The organism is Kribbella sp. (assembly GCF_035687465.1).
Classification (GTDB): Bacteria; Actinomycetota; Actinomycetes; order Propionibacteriales; family Kribbellaceae; genus Kribbella.
On the sequence record NZ_DASRXP010000743.1, the window covers coordinates 1 to 17,624 of the forward strand.

The following is a 17,624-nucleotide window of genomic DNA, read 5'->3' on the forward strand; positions in this document are numbered from 1 at the left end:
GTCGAGGCGCTGCTGCTCGGCGCCCTCGCGTCAGCGGTGGGTATCGGTCTCGGTCTCCTGGTCGCCAAGGGCCTCAGCCTGCTGATGGACGCGGTCGGCTTCAGCCTGCCCAGTACGTCGATGCAGGTCGAGCCGCGCACCATCGTGGTGTCCCTCCTGGTCGGAACCCTGGTCACGGTGGTCGCGGCGCTCGTCCCGGCGTACCGGGCCACGAAGGTGCTGCCGGTGGAGGCTCTGCGTGAGGCGGTGCCGGGCTCCGGGAACCCGACCAGGAAGCGCATCATCGCCGGTGGCATCGTGACCGGCCTCGGTCTGGCCGGGCTGTTCACGACCCTGTACGCCGACTTGACCATGAAACTGTTCGGCCCCAGCCTGCTGGCCATCATCGTCGGTGTGCTGATGCTGCTGCCGGCAGCCGCCCGTCCGCTCGCCTCGCTGATCGGCGTGCCGCTTCGGCTGCGGGGCATGCCTGGCGAACTGGCCCGGCAGAACGCGATGCGCAACCCCCGCCGTACCTCGTCCACAGCGGCCGCGTTGATGGTCGGCCTGACGCTGGTCGTCAGCATGGGCGTGTTCGCCTCTTCGCTGAAGGCCTCGTTCGGTGACGTCATCGGGGACTCGGTCAACGCCGACCTGTTCGTGACTCCTTCGAGCACTCAGGCCCCGGGCTTCAGCCCCGAGGTGATCAACGCGGTCAAGGCCGTCCCGGGCGTCGGTCTGGTGGCGTCCAGCGGTTGGGGCGAGGCCCGCTTCGACGGGTCGGACTCGAGTTACTCCGCCGTCGACCCGGCGACCGCCGCCGAGGGGCTGAACCTCGGGCTGTCGGCCGGCTCGATCACGGCGCTCGGTACGAACGGCGTCGTGGTCTCGCAGTCCGCGGCCACCTCCCACGGGTGGAAGCTGGGCGCCGTCATCAAGAGCGAGTTCGCTGAAACCGGCAAGCACGATCTGAAGGTCGTCGGCATCTACAACACCAAGGGCTGGATCGGCGACAACTTCATCATCAGCATCGCCGCCCAGACGGCCGCCGCCGGACAGCAGTTGACCGCTTCCGGCCTGGTCAAGCTGACGCCGGGCGCTGACCGGTCGACCGTGCAACGCGACATCACCGCGGCGCTGGCCAGCCATCCTGACGCGAAGGTGCTCGATCGGAAGGGCTTCGAGAAGGAGGCCAGCGGCTTCATCGACAAGTTGCTCACCTTCGTCACGGTGATGCTGTTGCTGGCGGTCCTGATCGCCCTGCTGGGCATCGTCAACACGCTGGTGCTGTCGGTCTTCGAGCGAACCCGCGAGTTGGGCCTGCTCCGGGCAGTCGGCATGACGCGGGCTCAGGTCAGGGCCATGGTGCGCTGGGAGTCCGTGGTGATCTCGCTGATCGGTGCGCTGTCCGGCGCCGCGCTGGGCATCGGGTTGGGGCTCGCACTCTCCCAGGCACTGGCGGACGAGGGCATCAAGTCCATCTCGATCCCGGGCCTGCAGGTGGCGCTCTATGTGGTGGCAGCTGCGGTGGCCGGCGTACTGGCCGCCATCGGACCGGCGAGATCCGCCGCCAAGGTCGACGTCCTGAAGGCGGTGGTCGCGGACTGACCTCCGCTGGAGGGAACAAAGAGCGAAGGCCCGGACCGTGAGGTCCGGGCCTTCGATTTCTCTGGTAGCCCCGACGGGATTCGAACCCGCGCTACCGCCTTGAGAGGGCGGCGTGCTAGGCCGCTACACAACGGGGCCAGAGGGTTGTCGACCGACTCCGAAGAGCCGGGCAACGAGGATGAACTGTACCTAACTTCCAGCGATACGGTCCAATCGCTGGGGTACTAGGACTCGAACCTAGACTAACTGGACCAGAACCAGTCGGGCTGCCAATTACCCCATACCCCAAAGCATTTCACTGCGATCGTGAGTTCGTTTTCCGCCCTCACAACCTGGCCCGCTGAGCCTACCCGAGCACCCTCCGGATGCCAAAACGGGGGTCACGCTCAACGCCTGTCACTCCCGTCACACCAGTCTCCGGCCAGGACCGCCGCCGGGCATCGGCAGTGACACCAACGGCAGGTCGCAGGTGGTCGCCAGCTTCATCCGCCGGGCCATCAGAATCGCGATCACTCCGAACGCCGCGAACTTCACCACATCGACGATGACGAGCGACCATGGCGCGTCCGACGCACCCAGGCTGTCCCCCACGCTGTCCGTCAGCGCGGCATAGATGAACGTCACCACGTTGTTCGCCGCGTGCGCCGCGATCGGCGCCTCCAGCCCACCGGTACGAACCGCGAGAATGCCCGCCACCAGACCGAACGCGAACCGGTCGAGGAACAACGCCGGGCTCTCCCACGGCCAGACCTGGTGCGCCATCGTGAACAGCACCGTGGTGATGAGGATCGCGACCACCGGGCCGCGCACCATCGAACCGACCGCCTGCAGCAGGTACCCGCGGAAGAAGTACTCCTCGCCCGCGGCCTGGAACGTGGACGTCAGCAACGTCACAGCGATGACGGCCGCCGCGTCCTTGGCCACTCCACCACTGCCGTCGCCGAGCAGGTCCACCCCACCGAGGTCGATCACGCCGAGCATCACCAGTTCGAGCGCGACCGCAGCGAGGCCGAACCACGCCAGCGGCCGCCACCGCAGCCGGCCCGTGACCGACGACAGCAGGCCCGGCGTCTGGTGGTTGACCCTCGTCGCCACCACCATGCACAGCGGGATCAGCACGATCAGCGACAGGTTCGTCGCGAGCAGGCCGAGCCAGGAGACCGTGCCCTCCGGGTCCTTCCGGATCGCGGCCTGGATGCTCAGGATCACCACGCCGGCGAACATCCACCCGACCAGGATGGTCAGGGCTCCGAGGAGCACCGTCCAGCCCGCGGTGACCGGGTTCCGCAGCAACCGGTGGTACGGCTGCGGACCAGCATCGCCTTTGTCCGCGGTCGACCCGGGCCGCGGCGTCACGTCGTACGGCATCGGGTCAGTCCGCCGGAAGCAGGGCGCGGGCCTGCTCCAGCCGGCGGAGCGAGCGCTCCCGGCCGAGCAGTTCCAGCGACTCGAACAGCGGCGGCGAGATCCGGCGGCCGGAGATCGCCACCCGGACCGGGCCGAACGCGTTCTTCGGCTTCAGTCCGAGTCCTTCGATCAGCGAGGCGCGCAACGCCTGCTCGATCGCGTCGGTCTTCCACTCGCCCACCGCGGCCAGCGCCTTCGACGCCGCCTCCAGTACTGCGCCGGCGTCGCCGGTCAATACCTTCGCGGCCGCATCCGGGTCCACCCGGAACGCAGCCTCGTCGACGAACAGGAAGTCGAGCATCTCGACGGATTCCGACAGCGTGTTCATCCGCTCCTGCACCAACGGCACCGCGGCGCGCAGTACGGCGAGCTGCTCGTCCGACGGCTCGGCCGGCAGCACGCCCGCCTTCGCCAGGAACGGGACCACACGACTGGCGAACTCGTCCGGCGGGAGCAACCGCATGTGCGACGCGTTGATCGCCTCGCACTTCTTCGGGTCGAACCGGGCCGAGTTGGAGTTCACCTTGCGGATGTCGAACGCCTTCACCATCTCGTCCATGGTGAACACGTCGCGGTCGTCCGCGATCGACCAGCCGAGCAGGGCCAGATAGTTCAGCAACCCCTCGGGCAGGAAGCCACGCTCCAGGTACTCACCGAGACCGGAGCCCGCGTCGCGCTTGGACAGCCGCTTGTTGCCCTCGCCCATCACGAACGGCAGGTGGCCGAACCGCGGCGTTTTGCCCGAGCCGATGCCGATCTCCGCGAGCGCCTCATACAGCGCGATCTGCCGCGGCGTCGAGGACAGCAGGTCCTCGCCACGCAGGACGTGGGTGACCTCCATCAGCGCGTCGTCGACCGGGTTCACCAGCGGGTAGAGCGGGTAGCCGTTCGCCCGCACCAGCACGTAGTCGCCCAGGTTCTCGGGCAGGAAGGTGATCTCGCCGCGGACCAGGTCGTGGAAGGTGATCGGCCGGTCCGGCATCCGCAGCCGGACGACGGGACGCCGCCCCTCGTCGATGTACGCCTGCACCTGCTCGGGGGTGAGCGAGCGGCAGTGCCCGTCGTACCCGCTGTGCTGACCCGCGGTACGGGCTGCTTCGCGGCGCTGGTCGAGCTCCTCCTGCGAGCAGTAGCAGTGGTACGCCTTGCCCGCCGCGAGGAGCTTCGCCACGACGTCCGCGTAGATGTCCATCCGCTCGGACTGCAGGTACGGGCCGAACTCGCCGCCGACCTCGGGGCCTTCGTCCCAGTTCAGGCCGAGCCAGCGGAGCGAGTCGAGCGTGTACTGCAGCGCCTCAGGGGTGTTGCGGGCCTTGTCGGTGTCCTCGATCCGGAGGACCAGCTTGCCGCCGTAGTGCCGGGCGAAGGCCCAGTTGAACAGCGCGCTGCGGATGTTGCCGACAGTCAGCAGCCCGGTGGGCGACGGTGGGAAGCGCACGCGGACCTGGCTCGGCTCCAAGCCGCCGAGAACGTCGTCGTCGGTCGGGGCAGGCTTGTCAGTCACGCACGATCACCTTGTTCGTCAGAGTTCCGAGTCCTTCGATGCTGATCTTGACCTCGTCGCCGGGCAGCATCGGGCCGACCCCCGCGGGGGTGCCGGTGAGCACCACGTCGCCGGGCAGCAGCGTGGTGAAAGAGGTGATGTAGGCCAGCACCTCGGGGATGTCGAAGATGAACTGCGAGGTCCGCCCGTCCTGCTTCGGCTCGCCGTTCAGCGTGGTGGTCACCCGGACGTCGGAGACGTCGAGCTCGGTGCTGATCCACGGGCCCAGCGGGCAGAACGTGTCGTACCCCTTGGCCCGGGCCCACTGCCCGTCGGTCTTCTGCAGGTCCCGCGCGGTCACGTCGTTCGCCACGGTGTACCCGAAGATGACCTCGTGCACGCGCTCCTTCGGCAGATCGCGGCAGATCCGGCCGATCACGATCGCCAGCTCGCCCTCGAAGTGCAGGTTGTTGGTCTGCTCCGGGTAGACGATGCCGTCGCGCGGCCCGATCACCGAGGTGTTCGGCTTCAGGAAGATCAGCGGCTCGGCCTGCACCTCGTTGCCGAGCTCCTCGGCGTGGGCCTGGTAGTTCCGCCCGACGCCCACCACCTTGCTGCGCGGGATCACCGGGGCCAGCAGCCGGACGTCCGCCAGTTGCAACTGTTCGCCGGTGAACTGGACGGGCCGGTACAGCGGGTCCGAGTCGAGGACGGCGACAGTGCCGACGAGCCCCTCGGGGTCGTCGGTCTCGACGACGCCGTACTTCGGCTCGTCGTCGACGGAGAATCTGGCGATGCGCACAACAGGGCCTTTGCTCAGCGTGGGTCAGTGTGGGTCAGGGTGGGTCAGGGTGGGGATGAACAACGGCCACGAGCCTACCGCCGTGCCCAGGTGAGACAGTTACATGGTGACGACTGACATCCGCCTGGCCCGGCCCGACGAGTACGACGAGGTCGGCCGGCTCACCGTTGAGGCGTACCAGGCAGACGGGTTCTTGGCCGAGGGCTCCGACTACAGACTGAGGTTGCTCGACGCCGCCGACCGGGCCGCCAAGGCCGAACTCTGGGTCGCGGCCGACGGCGCGAACCTGCTCGGCACGGTCACGTTCTGTACTCCGGGCTCCGTCTACGCCGAGATCGGCAAGGACGGCGAAGGCGAGTTCCGGATGCTCGGCGTCTCCGCCAAGGCCCGCGGTCTCGGCATCGGCACCGCACTCACCTTGCACTGCATGCAACGCAGCCTGGATCTGGGATTCAGCCGGATCGTCATGTGCAGCGCCTGGAACATGGCCGCCGCCCACCGCATCTACGAGCGCCTCGGCTTCACCCGCATCCCCGAACGCGACTGGTCCCCCTTCCCCGGCAACGACCTGTACGCGTTCGCCCTGGACCTATGAACAGAACACCTCTGTCCGCGGTTGCACTCGAGCCCACTGACTGGGAGCCTTTGCAGGCAGCTCATGTGGCCCGGGTCGACTCGTTGCTGGCCGACCACTTGGACCGCAAACGACGCCGCGAACCACACCCGGTCGAGGACTTCCTCTTCACCTACTACCCGACCCGCCCGAACCAGCTCCGCACGTGGCACCCGGGCCCGGGGATCCACCTGCTGCGCGCCCCGCAGTACAAGGGAAAGCGCGGATACCTGTACTGCGAGGGCGCGGCGCAACTGGATCCCGCGGAGATCTCGCGTCGCGCGGACTCGATCGCCTGGATCCAACAGTTGCTGACGGCAACCGCCAACCGCCGGCCCCAGTTCGGCTGCTTCGGCCTGCACGAATGGGCGATGGTCTACCGCGGCGAGGAGATCCGCCACGACGCCTGGCCGCTCCGTCTGGGCGCGGAGGGCACCGACCGCGTCGTCGAGTCGCACAAGATCGCCTGCTCCCACTTCGACGCCTTCCGCTTCTTCACCGAACCGGCCCGCCCCCTGAACCTTCTCCAACCCACCCGTGAGGCCCAGCCGGCCCTGGAACAAGGCGGCTGCCTCCACGCCAACATGGACCTCTACAAATGGGCCGGCAAGTTGATGCCCTTCACCCCCAGCTCCCTGGTCCTGGACTGCTTCGAACTGGCCCGCGACATCCGCACCCTCGACATGCGCGCCTCCCCGTACGACTTCACCAACCTGGGCTACGAACCAGTCGAAATCGAAACGCCGTCCGGCAAAGCGACCTACGCCGAAGCCCAACGAACCTTCGCCGACCGAGCCCATCCCCTCCGCCTCCAACTTGCCGAACTCTGCGAGAACCTCCTCTCCCCCGCCATCAGCTGAGGACGACTGCCATGCCTGAACTGCCGTTTGGCCTGCCGGGGCGGTTCTGGCGGGGGAATCTGCATGCGCACTCCAACCTGTCGGACGGGGCGTTGTCGCCGGAGGAGCTGTGCGGGATTTACCAGGAGGCTGGCTATGACTTTGTGGCTGTCACCGATCACTTCAGGGCGAAGTACGGGTTCCCGTTGACTGATACGCGGGCCTTGCGGAGCTCGGGGTTCACCACGCTTTTGGGTGCTGAGTTGCACGCACCGCGGACCGAGTTCTCGAGTGAGTGGCACATCATCGCGCTCGGGCTGCCGCTTGGTTTCCCGCCACCGAGCCCCACCGAGTCTGGGCCGGAGCTGGCCCGGCGGGCTCGCGCCGCGGGGGCGTTCATCGGGATGGCACACCCCTCGGCATCTCTGCTGACGCTTGCCGATGCGGAGAGTCTGGACGCCGCGCACGCCGTCGAGGTTTACAACGCCCTGTCGGCGTGGGAGGACCGGGGCGACAGTTGGCATCTGTGCGATCTCCTGCTGGGCCGAGGACACCGGCTCGGCGCCTATGCGGCCGACGATGCCCACTTCCAGCCGCAGGATCCACCGGGTTGCGCAGCTTGGGTGCAGGTGCGCGCTGAGTCCTTGGACCCCGACGCACTGCTTGCCGCTCTCAAGGCTGGGCACTACTACGCCAGTACCGGGCCTGAGATCCAGGACATCCGTCTCGAAGACGGCAGGATCACGATCCGCTGCTCGCCGGTCGCCAGAGTGCTCGTCACGGGCTGCGTTCCTGGCAAGGAAGTGCAGGCCGGCGACGGGCTCACCGAGTGCTCGCTGCCACTGGACATGTTCCGGGCGAGCGCCTACCTCCGGGTGACCGTGGTCGATTCGACCGGCGGTCGCGCCTGGAGCAACCCGATCTGGCTTCCGGTGGCTGCGAGCTGACCCGTTTCATCCGGCGTTGATTTATGTCCATCTGACGTGTGTACCTCTGTGCCTTTCTGATGGCATCCTCGATGTCGCTCTGCATCGACGTGGACAGTCGCGTCGGTGTCCGCCCCCAACGAGAGAGCGAACATGAGAAATCAGCCTGCCCAAGAACCCCCGAAGAAGACCCGCCGACGCCGTTTGATCGGGGTGGTGCTCGGCACCGCCGCGCTGATGGTCACCTCCGCGGCCGCGGCGTACGCGGCCCCGCCGCCCTCGCTGCCGCAGAACGCCGGCGGCCTCGAGCAGACCTTCTCGCCCGCCTACGACTACGACGGCGACGGGTGCTACGCCACCCCCGCGATCGGCGCGGACGGCACCCTCAACCCCGGACTGAACACGACCGGCGCCGTCAACGGCAGTTGCCGGGACCAGTCCGACCTCGACAACACCAACACCTACGCCCGCTCGAAATGCAACAACGGGTGGTGCGCGGTCGTCTACGCCAGCTACTTCGAGAAGGACCAGGCCGTGGCCGGCAGCGGTCTCGGCGGTCACCGGCACGACTTCGAACACGTCATCTCGTGGGTCAACCAGGCGGCCAACCAGGTCGACTATGTGACCACGACACAGCACGCCAGCCAGGTGACGTACCCCCGCTCACAGGTGCGCTTCGACGGTACGCACCCGAAGGCCGTCTACCACAAGGACGGCGCGAGCACGCACTTCTTCCGGCTCGCCAACAGCAACGACGAGCCGCCGGAAAACCACTACCACAACTGGCGCTACCCCCCGCTGGTCGACTGGAACGGCTGGCCGAGCACCTCGTTGCGGGACACCCTGATGAACGCCGACTTCGGCTCCGCGACGATCAAGATCACTGACAAGGACGACCGCTTCCGTAACCTCCTCAACGCCTCCAAGCCGGGCGGGATCCCGTTCGACCCCTGGGCCTGATTCCGGTCGACGGGGTGCCACTGGTCGCCAGTGGCACCCCGTCTTCTTGTTCACGGTTGTTCATTAACCTTGAATAAGCGATACTCGGAGTCATGGCTCGCGTCGAACTGCATCGGTGGCCGGGGCACCCTGACGGGTTCACCCGGGCCGAACGGCTGGGCGGGTCGTACGAGTTGTACTTCCCGGATCCGCTGGTGGGCCGCGAGTTCGACCTGAGCACGGAGGTGCAGGCGGCGCTGGAGGATGCGGCCGGCGACCTGGCCCGCTTCGACGCGACGGCGACCGTGCTCACGAACAGCGAAGCGCTGGCCCGGTTGCTGCTGCGAGCCGAAGCGGTCGGGTCGTCGCAGATCGAGGGTCTGGTCGTGGGCGCCCGGCGGTTGCTGAAGGCCGAGGCACTGCGGGACAACTCGCGCCACCACGACGTCACGGCCGAAGAGGTTCTCGGCGCGGTCGATGCGATGACCTGGGTCTCGGAGTCCGTCCGGATCGGGGACAAACTCCAGGTCGAGCACCTGCTGGAGGCGCATCGGCGGTTGATGGCGCACTCGCCGAATCCGGAGTTCGGCGGCGAGGTGCGCTACCTGCAGAACTGGATCGGCGGCCGCTCCCCCGCCGAGGCGTACTACGTCCCGCCGCCGGCCCAACTGGTGCCCGAACTGCTCGAGGACCTGATGGCGTTCGTCCGGGAATCCCCCCTTCCCGTGCTGGCGAAGACCGGGATCGCGCACGCGCAGTTCGAGACCATCCATCCCTTTGCCGACGGCAACGGCCGGACCGGGCGGGCGCTGATCCACCTGATCCTGCGGGCCGACGGACTGATGGAGCGATCCATCCCGCCGGTCTCACTGTCACTCGCGACCCAGGCCACGCAGTACGTCGAAGCGCTCACCGCCTTCAGGCACACCGGCAAGGCGACGAACGCACGAGCTCGCGGTGCCGCGAACGAGTGGCTCCTCTTGTTCGCGACGGCGTGCAGCCATGCGACGGCCGAGGCGGCTCGCTTCGAACGGACCACGGCAGACCTCAAGGCAGCTTGGCGGGAACGCGCCGCTCCCGTACGCGCGGGATCAGCCGTCGACCTGCTGATCGAGACCTTGCCGGCGGCACCGGTGCTCACCCTCGGCGCCGCGGCCGGGCTCATCGACAGGTCACAGCAGGCCGCCAATCAGGCCCTCGCCCGACTGACCGCGGTGGGCGTGCTCCGAGAGGTCACGGACGGCCGCCGCAACCGCGTCTACGAGGCACCCGAACTGATCGACGCCTTCACCTTGCTGGAACGCCGTTTCGCCAGCCCAGCAGCAGATACCCAGATCGAACCTCCTAGCAGACCAGTACCGTCAGCGCCGCGACCAACACGCTGAGCCGATTGACTTTGCTCCTCCCGGCGATGAACAATTCGAACATACGTTCGAGAGCTGGACCAAAATCGGGGAGTGTGAGGAACTGTGATGCCGGAGCCGTTCGACTGGGACATCCTGCAGCGGCCGTCCGCGATGGCGATGGTGCGGGGTCAGCTCGGCTTCAGCTGGATGGTGCTGTCGGGCCGGCTCGCCGCACTGACGGACGAGGAGTACTTCTGGCGCCCGAGCAGCGAGGCGCTGACCGTTGTGCGCCGGCAGTACGCCGGGCGGTTCCGCTCAATCGGCTCGGGTGAATGGGTCGCGCAGTGGCCGGACGAGCCGGATCACCGGGGACCGCGCACGATCGCCTGGCTGATCGCCCACCTCACCGAGACGTTCTTCGAGCGCTGGGAGTGGACCTTCGGCGGCAGCAACCAGGGACGGGCGGACATCACCCTGCACGGCAACGCGCGGGACGCGGTCGCCTGGCTCACGCACTGGGTGGATACCTGGCAACAATCGATCGCGGAGCTCGACGAGGAGCAGGTGATGACGGTCGGCCTGAGCCAGGCCACAGAGCTCGACGCGGCCGAGCCGTTCGGTCATGTCGTCCTCCGACTCAACCGCGAACTCATCCACCACGGCTCCGAGATCATGACGCTCCAGGACCTCCATGCGCTGGCCGCCTGACCGGCTCAGCCGGCCGGAACAAGATCCGCGACACCCGGCGCGTCGGTTCACAAAATGTCGGAGGTGGGATCTAGAGTCACTACCACTGGTGGTTCTGAGTGGCTCACACCACAAGATGTGGTCACTCGGAGGCAAGAGGGGAATCCGGTGGGAATCCGGAGCTGCCCCGCAGCGGTGAGCGGAGACCCTCCGCGAGTCCGAATACCTGCCACCAGCGCGCGTGCCGCCGGCACGCGTTGTCCGAGACCTCGCGGGTGGGTCGCAGGGCGTGACAGCAGCAGCTCGGTCCGGTGTGCGTGCACCACCGCCACGGCCCAGTACTGCGCGTCCCGTCGTGCGCTCGCTCCCCGGTCCCGGTCGTCGAAGACTCGCGTGGAGAGAGCGCTTGTGACCATCGTTTCGCCATCCCAGCCGACCACAGGCCAGCCGACCACCGGCCAGCCCGGCCTGTCGGCACCGAACCAGCTGACCGTCGTACGGCGTGACGGCAGCAGCACCGCGTTCGACGCGACCAAGATCTCGGTCGCCCTGAGCAAGGCCTTCCTGGCCGTCGAGGGCACCGAGGCGGGCAGCAGCCATCGGGTCCGTGACCTGGTCGCCGACCTGACCACCCGCGTCGTCGAGGCACTGACCAGCCGCCGCGATGCGCGGCGCAGCGTCCAGGTCGAGGACATCCAGGACCAGGTCGAGCTGGCCCTGATGCGGGCCGGCGAGCACCAGGTCGCCCGGGCGTACGTGCTCTACCGCGAGGAGCGCACCAAGGCCCGGACGCCCGAGAACGCGGCAGAACTCAGCACCCGGCCGGTCCTCACGGTCCGCGCGGCCGACGGCAGCACTGCTCCGCTGGACATCGACCGGCTCCGCATCATCGTCGCCGAGGCAGCGGCGGGCCTCGACTCCGTCGAGGCCGAGCTGATCCTCAACGAGACCCTCGGTTCCTGCTACGACGGCATCGCCCAGCACGAGGTCGAGCTCGCCCTCGTGATGGCAGCCCGCGGCTACGTCGAGACGGAGCCGCAGTACAGCTTCGCCGCGTCCCGGCTGCTGCTGGACCAGATCCGGCGGGAGACGCTCGGCCGGGTCCACGGTGAGCCGCGCCAGGCGAGCCAGGCCGACATGGCTTCGGCGTACGTCGACTACTTCCCGCGCTACATCGAGGTCGGGATCGAGGCCGGTCTGCTCGACCCCGAGCTGGCCACCTTCGACCTGGCCAGGCTCGCGGCCGCGATCAAGCCCGAGCGGGACCTGGACTTCGCGTTCCTCGGCCTGCAGACGCTGTACGACCGCTACCTGCTGCACATCGACAAGGTGCGCTTCGAGCTTCCCCAGGCGTTCTTCTTGCGGGTCGCGATGGGGATCGCGCTGAAGGAAAAGAACCGCGAGGACCGCGCGATCGAGTTCTACGAACTGCTCAGTTCGTTCCGGTTCATGTCGTCGACACCGACCCTGTTCAACTCCGGTACGACGCGACCGCAGCTGTCCTCGTGCTTCCTCACCACCGTCGAGGACGATCTGTCCGGCATCTTCGCCGGGATCCGCAACAACGCGCTGCTCGCCAAGTACTCCGGTGGCCTCGGCAACGACTGGACCCCGGTCCGCGGCATCGGCGCGAAGATCCGCGGGACCAACGGCGAGTCCCAGGGCGTCGTGCCGTTCCTCAAGATCGCCAACGACACCGCCGTCGCGGTGAATCAATGCTTTGCACCGGAAACTCTCGTCTACGCCGCGGCCGGCGCAACGGCAATCCGCGACATCAGGGTGGGCGATCTGGTGCTGGGCGCGAGCGGGCGCTATCGCGAGGTCACGAAGACATTCACGTATGACCAGGACGGCCCCATGGTGGAGGTCAACGTGAAACATTCGATCGAGCCGCTCACGGTCACCTCGGGTCATCCTTTCTACGCAATGCAAGGCGTACCACTGGAGCAGGACAACGAGCGCACACTCGAGTGGATCGCGAAGGGGAAGGTCCAGGCAGGCTGGGTCGAGGCCGGGATGCTCAGCAAGGGCGACTATGTCGGCCAGGTCATCCCGAAGGAGATCGTTCCGGTTCAGGACCTCACCGATGACGATGCGCGCCTGTACGGCATCCTTCTCGGCGACGGGCACCTATCGAAGAAAGGCAGCCAGTGGGGGGTGTCGGGCAACCCCCAGCACGACACACACCTGGCGTTCGTGCGCGACTACCTGACCGCGCGGGGAATCCACTATTGGGAGAACGGGCGCGGTGACACCTACAGGCAAGTCCACTGGGCGTCAGGGCGTGGTGCCAGAAGAGATCCATTGACAGGACGTATCACCGGTGCCGGCGAGCCGACACTTCCGTTCGCCGACGAGGACCTCTACGACGAACAACGGCAGAAACACATCGCCCGTCGATTCGCGCATCTGCCCCGCGCCCAGACACATGCGCTCATCCGCGGCCTTCTGGAAACGGACGGCGGGGTGTCACGGGGTAAGGAGATCTACTTCACGACTACTTCACGACGACTCGCCGACGGCTTGCGGTACCAGCTGCTCCGGCTCGGAGTTCCCGTCGCAGGGCAGTACCGCGTACGGGAAGGTCATCACGTCGGCCAGCGCTCAGACGGATCCCAGATCACCTTCTCCAAACCCGTCCACGCATTCGATCTCCGTATTCCCGCCGTGCCGGGAATTGCCGACCTCGTCGACGCCACGCCGATCCAGAAATTCAACTGGATCGCGCACCAAGGCATGGTCTTCTCTCGCGTGCGCGAGGTCCGCGCGATCTCGGCAGTGCCGGTCGTACACGACCTAGAGGTCGAGGTCGAGGAGTCCTACATGACCACCGCCGGGCTGGCGCACAACGGCGGCAAGCGCAAGGGTGCGGTCTGCGCGTACCTCGAGACCTGGCACATGGACATCGAGGAGTTCCTCGACCTGCGCAAGAACACCGGTGACGAGCGCCGCCGGACGCACGACATGAACACGGCCAACTGGGTGCCCGACCTGTTCCTGCAGCGGGTCGAGGCCGGCGGCGACTGGACCCTCTTCTCCCCCGACGAGGTCCCGGACCTGCACGACCTGTACGGCGCGGCCTTCGCGACGGCGTACGAGAACTACGAGCAGGCCGCCGACCGTGGCGAGATCAGGGTGTTCCGCCGGGTCAAGGCGGTCGACCTGTGGCGCCGGATGCTGACCGTGCTCTTCGAGACCGGCCACCCGTGGATCACCTTCAAGGACGCGTGCAACCTGCGCTCGCCGCAGCAGCACGACGGCGTGGTCCACTCGTCGAACCTGTGCACCGAGATCACCCTGAACACCACGGTCGACGAGACCGCGGTCTGCAACCTCGGTTCGGTCAACCTGGTCGCGCACCTAACCTCCGACGGTCTGGACAATGAACTGATCCGGGACACGGTGAAGACCGCCGTCCGGATGCTCGACAACGTCATCGATGTGAACTTCTACACCACGCCGGAGTCGGAGCGCGCGAACCAGCGGCACCGCCCGGTCGGCCTCGGCCTGATGGGCTTCGCCGACGCGCTGTTCGCGCTGCGCATCCCCTACAGCTCCGACGCCGCGGTCGAGTTCGCCGACAGCTCGATGGAGCAGATCAGCTACCACGCGATCGAGGCGTCGAGCGACCTGGCCGCCGAGCGCGGCACCTACCGGACGTACCCCGGATCGCTGTGGAGCCAGGGCATCCTGCCGATCGACTCACTCGAACTCCTCCGTACTGCGCGGGGCGGCGACCTGACCGTTGACACCGGCAAGCAACTCGACTGGGACGCGCTGCGCGGCAAGGTCCTGCGGGACGGCATGCGCAACTCCAACGTGCTGGCGATCGCGCCGACCGCGACGATCTCCAACATCTGCGGCGTGAGCCAGTCGATCGAGCCGATCTACCGCAACCTGTTCGTGAAGTCGAACATGTCCGGTGAGTTCACCGTCGCCAACCCGTACCTCGTCGCCGACCTCAAGGCGCGCGGGCTGTGGGACCAGGTGATGGTGTCGGATCTCAAGTACCACGACGGGATCCTGTCCCAGATCGACCGCGTACCGGCCGACCTGCAGGAGCTCTACGCGACCGCGTTCGAGATGGACCCGCTCTGGCTGGTCAAGGCCGCGTCGCGTCGGCAGAAGTGGCTCGACCAGGCCCAGTCGCTCAACCTCTACATGTCCGCTCCGTCCGGCAAAGCGCTGGACGAGCTGTACAGGTCGGCCTGGCGGTACGGGCTCAAGACCACGTACTACCTGCGCTCGCAGTCGGCCACGCATGTGGAGAAGTCGACCCTGCAAGGGACGGACGGCAGGCTCAACGCAGTACCGGTTGCTCCTGCTGCGGCCGCTCCAGTGGCATCACCGGTCACTGCGACCGCAGTACCGGCGACTCCCCCGGCGCCGGCTCCCGAAGTACTGATGGACGATTCGCTGCTGGACGCACCTGCCGTCTGCCTGATCGACGACCCTGACTGCGAGGCTTGCCAGTGACAACGACCAGCAACGTGACCGGACTCGGTTCGATCGCCGTCGGCGCGTCCCGGATCGAGGTCGCCGACAAGGCGATGATCAACGCCCGCGCCGACGTGAACCAACTGCTGCCGCTGAAGTACCAGTGGGCCTGGGACAAGTACCTTGCCGGATGCAACAACCACTGGATGCCGACCGAGGTCTCGATGCAGGCCGACATCGCTTTATGGAAGAGTAAGGACGGCCTGACCGAGGACGAGCGGATGATGCTCAAGCGCAACCTCGGCTTCTTCGCGACCGCGGAGTCCCTGGTCGCGAACAACATCGTGCTCGCGGTCTACCGGCAGCTCACCAACCCCGAGTGCCGGCAGTACCTGCTGCGCCAGGCGTTCGAGGAGGCCGTGCACACGCACACCTTCCAGTACATCTGTACTTCGCTCGGCCTGGACGAGGGCGAGCTGTTCAACATGTACCGCGAGGTGCCGTCCATCTCCGACAAGGACGCCTGGGCGCTCAAGTACACCCAGCACCTGGAGGACCCGGACTTCAAGACCGGTACGCCGGAGTCGGACACGGACTTCCTGCGGGACCTGATCGCGTTCTACGTGGTCTTCGAGGGGATGTGGTTCTACACCGGGTTCGCGCAGATCCTGTCGCTCGGCCGGCGGAACAAGATGGTCGGGATCGCCGAGCAGTACCAGTACATCCTGCGCGACGAGTCGATCCACCTGAACTTCGGGATCGACTGCATCAACCAGATCAAACTGGAGAACCCGCACCTGTGGACCGAGGCGTTCCAGGCCGAGGTGCGGCAGATGCTGACCGAGGCGTGTGAGCTCGAGGTCGCCTACGGCCGCGCGACGATGCCGAACGGCATGCTCGGCCTGACCGCCGAACTGTGCGAGCAGTACATGCACTTCGTCACCGACCGGCGCGCGGAGCAGATCGGGATCGCGCCGATCTTCGGCGAGACCCGCAACCCGTTCGGCTGGATGTCGGAAATGATGGACCTGAAGAAGGAGAAGAACTTCTTCGAGTCCCGCGTGATCGAGTACCAGTCCGGCGGCGGCCTCAGCTGGGACTGACCTTCTCGCAACCGGTGGCGCCGTTCCTTCGTGGAGCGGCGCCATCGTCGCGTTTCAGGCGTGGGTCTTGGCCAGCAACTCCAGTACTTCGGCCGTGGTGCCGGATTCACCGAGGCGCGGGAAGATCCACTCGAGGCTGTTCTTGTGGGCTTCCGCGTTCAGGTCTGTCATCGCGTCCGTTGCCAGCGTGACGTTGTAGCCGTGTTCGTAGGCAGCGCGAGCCGACGACTCCACGCCGATACTGGTGGCGACCCCGGTGAAGACGACCTGGGTGATGCCGCGGCGGCGCAGGTGAAGGTCGAGATCGGTGCCATAGAAGGCGCCCCAGTTCCGCTTGACCACCACGATGTCTTCGGGGTGTCCCGCCAGTTCGGCGACGATCTGGGTCGCACCTTCGGGCGGCGGGCCGCCTGCCGGCCGGATGAGCTCGGTCCGACCCGGAAGGCTGTCGTCGGCGGTCGTGTCGACCCTGACCAGGACCACCGGGAGGTGCTGCTTGCGGAAGGCGTCGGCCAGTTCGACCGACCTGGCGACCACCTCGGCGGTGGACAGCGGGGTACCCGGCAGGGCGACGACGGCGTTCTGCAGGTCGATGACGACGAGTGCGGTTTTCGGATCCAGAGTGGTGAGTGCCACGAGGGGTTGCCTTTCAGGTGGGTTGTGATGAGCCGATCCGGCTCAGGGAGTCTCCAGAACTGCCGGTACCGCTCACGGCTGGGTCACTGCATCCAGCAAGGCGAGTGCCTCGATGATGGTCTGCCGCTGCGCCTCGGTGCACTTGTCCTGCAAGGCCTTTGCGAGCCACTCCTGCCGGGCTTGCCGATCGCCCTGAAGGCGTTTCCGCCCCGCCGCGGTCAGAGAGATCAGTTGCCGGCGGCCATCTTCGGGGTCGGGTGTCCGCTCGACGAAGCCAAGCTCCATCAGGACCGCGACCGTGGCAGCCATCGACTGCGGACGGACACGCTCGGCGGCCGCGAGGTCGCTGGCCGATGCCGCGCCCTGCTTGTCGAGCCTGCTCACCACCGACTGCTGCGACGGCGTCAGACCCTCCGTCTCCGCCAACTCCCGCAACCGCCGGCGCAGCCGCCCGATGACGACGCGGACGTCGCCGGCGGCCTGTACCGCGGACTCGGAGATCTCCACTCCTCCACGGTAAAACTTCAGTCCAAACTGTCCAGTTCTACCTGTCTACTTTATCGTTGGTGTTACCAACAATTGTCAGCTATCGTTGGTCACACCAACAAAGGAGCTGGACATGATCGAGCCGTTCACGATCGACATCCCGCAGGCCGACCTCGACGATCTCGTCGACCGCCTCAGCAGAACCAGGTGGCCCGACGAGTTGGCCGGCGCCGGCTGGGACTACGGGATCCCTCTCAGCCGGGTGAAGGAGCTAGCCGAGCACTGGCGTACGGCGTACGAGTGGCGCAAGCACGAAGCCCGGCTGAACGAACT

15 protein-coding genes, 2 tRNA genes and 1 riboswitch are annotated in these 17,624 nt (G+C 67.0%); of the genes, 10 read left to right on the forward strand and 7 right to left on the reverse strand.

Going from position 1 to position 17,624, the window contains the following annotated elements:
- The coding region (locus VFG33_RS40180) for an FtsX-like permease family protein (protein ID WP_325058296.1) at positions 1-1,587 on the forward strand (1,587 nt) is incomplete at its 5' end.
- A gap of 62 nt (positions 1,588-1,649) precedes the next feature.
- On the opposite strand, the gene VFG33_RS40185 is transcribed toward VFG33_RS40180, so the two are convergent.
- The 5 genes from VFG33_RS40185 to VFG33_RS40205 all read right to left on the reverse strand — a co-directional run bounded on the left by VFG33_RS40185 (position 1,650) and on the right by VFG33_RS40205 (position 5,279).
- Positions 1,650-1,725: transfer RNA gene (locus tag VFG33_RS40185), tRNA-Glu, on the reverse strand.
- 78 nt (positions 1,726-1,803) lie between these two features.
- Positions 1,804-1,875: transfer RNA gene (locus tag VFG33_RS40190), tRNA-Gln, on the reverse strand.
- A 117-nt stretch (positions 1,876-1,992) separates the two neighbouring features.
- Positions 1,993-2,955 carry a CPBP family intramembrane glutamic endopeptidase gene (locus tag VFG33_RS40195; protein WP_325058297.1) on the reverse strand — a complete coding sequence of 321 codons (963 nt, stop codon included), beginning with the start codon at positions 2,953-2,955 and terminating at the stop codon, positions 1,993-1,995.
- A gap of 4 nt (positions 2,956-2,959) precedes the next feature.
- Positions 2,960-4,498, reverse strand: coding sequence for a glutamate--tRNA ligase (gene gltX / locus VFG33_RS40200; protein ID WP_325058298.1), 1,539 nt, complete (start codon positions 4,496-4,498; stop codon positions 2,960-2,962).
- A complete protein-coding gene (locus tag VFG33_RS40205) occupies positions 4,491-5,279 on the reverse strand; it encodes a fumarylacetoacetate hydrolase family protein (protein ID WP_325058299.1) in 789 nt (262 codons plus the stop codon). The genes gltX and VFG33_RS40205 overlap by 8 nt, the downstream gene beginning before the upstream one ends.
- A 103-nt stretch (positions 5,280-5,382) precedes the next feature.
- On the opposite strand from VFG33_RS40205, the gene VFG33_RS40210 reads away from it, so the two are divergent.
- The 8 genes from VFG33_RS40210 (at position 5,383) to VFG33_RS40245 (ending at position 16,169) form a co-directional block, all read left to right on the forward strand.
- The gene (locus VFG33_RS40210; protein ID WP_325058300.1) at positions 5,383-5,874 is read left to right on the forward strand and encodes a GNAT family N-acetyltransferase; all 492 of its coding nucleotides are present in this window, start codon (positions 5,383-5,385) and stop codon (positions 5,872-5,874) included.
- Entirely contained in the window at positions 5,871-6,752 is an 882-nt protein-coding gene (locus VFG33_RS40215; protein ID WP_325058301.1) for a 3-methyladenine DNA glycosylase, read from the forward strand. Before VFG33_RS40210 ends, VFG33_RS40215 begins: the two co-directional genes overlap by 4 nt.
- A gap of 11 nt (positions 6,753-6,763) precedes the next feature.
- On the forward strand, positions 6,764-7,678 hold the full coding sequence (locus tag VFG33_RS40220; RefSeq protein WP_325058302.1) for a CehA/McbA family metallohydrolase: 915 nt from the start codon (positions 6,764-6,766) through the stop codon (positions 7,676-7,678).
- Between the two features lie 132 nt (positions 7,679-7,810).
- Entirely contained in the window at positions 7,811-8,617 is an 807-nt protein-coding gene (locus VFG33_RS40225) for an NPP1 family protein (protein ID WP_325058303.1), read from the forward strand.
- 92 nt (positions 8,618-8,709) lie between these two features.
- A complete protein-coding gene (locus VFG33_RS40230) occupies positions 8,710-9,981 on the forward strand; it encodes a Fic family protein (protein ID WP_325058304.1) in 1,272 nt (423 codons plus the stop codon).
- 87 nt (positions 9,982-10,068) lie between these two features.
- Entirely contained in the window at positions 10,069-10,650 is a 582-nt protein-coding gene (locus VFG33_RS40235) for a DinB family protein (RefSeq protein ID WP_325058305.1), read from the forward strand.
- A gap of 72 nt (positions 10,651-10,722) precedes the next feature.
- Positions 10,723-10,877, forward strand: a riboswitch (cobalamin riboswitch).
- Between the two features lie 160 nt (positions 10,878-11,037).
- Positions 11,038-15,105: a ribonucleoside-diphosphate reductase subunit alpha gene (locus tag VFG33_RS40240; protein ID WP_325058306.1), complete on the forward strand. Its 4,068-nt coding sequence runs from the start codon at positions 11,038-11,040 to the stop codon at positions 15,103-15,105.
- Positions 15,102-16,169 carry a ribonucleotide-diphosphate reductase subunit beta gene (locus tag VFG33_RS40245; RefSeq protein ID WP_325058307.1) on the forward strand — a complete coding sequence of 356 codons (1,068 nt, stop codon included), beginning with the start codon at positions 15,102-15,104 and terminating at the stop codon, positions 16,167-16,169. The genes VFG33_RS40240 and VFG33_RS40245 overlap by 4 nt, the downstream gene beginning before the upstream one ends.
- 54 nt (positions 16,170-16,223) lie before the next feature.
- Here VFG33_RS40245 and VFG33_RS40250 read toward each other — a convergent pair whose 3' ends face one another.
- Together VFG33_RS40250 and VFG33_RS40255 are read right to left on the reverse strand one after the other, a co-directional pair.
- Positions 16,224-16,805 (reverse strand): isochorismatase family protein, encoded by a 582-nt coding sequence (locus tag VFG33_RS40250; RefSeq protein WP_325058308.1) that lies wholly within the window; start codon positions 16,803-16,805, stop codon positions 16,224-16,226.
- A gap of 72 nt (positions 16,806-16,877) precedes the next feature.
- Positions 16,878-17,312 carry a MarR family winged helix-turn-helix transcriptional regulator gene (locus VFG33_RS40255; protein ID WP_325058309.1) on the reverse strand — a complete coding sequence of 145 codons (435 nt, stop codon included), beginning with the start codon at positions 17,310-17,312 and terminating at the stop codon, positions 16,878-16,880.
- 112 nt (positions 17,313-17,424) lie between these two features.
- Between VFG33_RS40255 and VFG33_RS40260 the strand changes: the two genes are divergently transcribed.
- A partial coding sequence (locus tag VFG33_RS40260) for an epoxide hydrolase N-terminal domain-containing protein (RefSeq protein WP_325058310.1) occupies positions 17,425-17,624 on the forward strand: 200 nt, incomplete at its 3' end.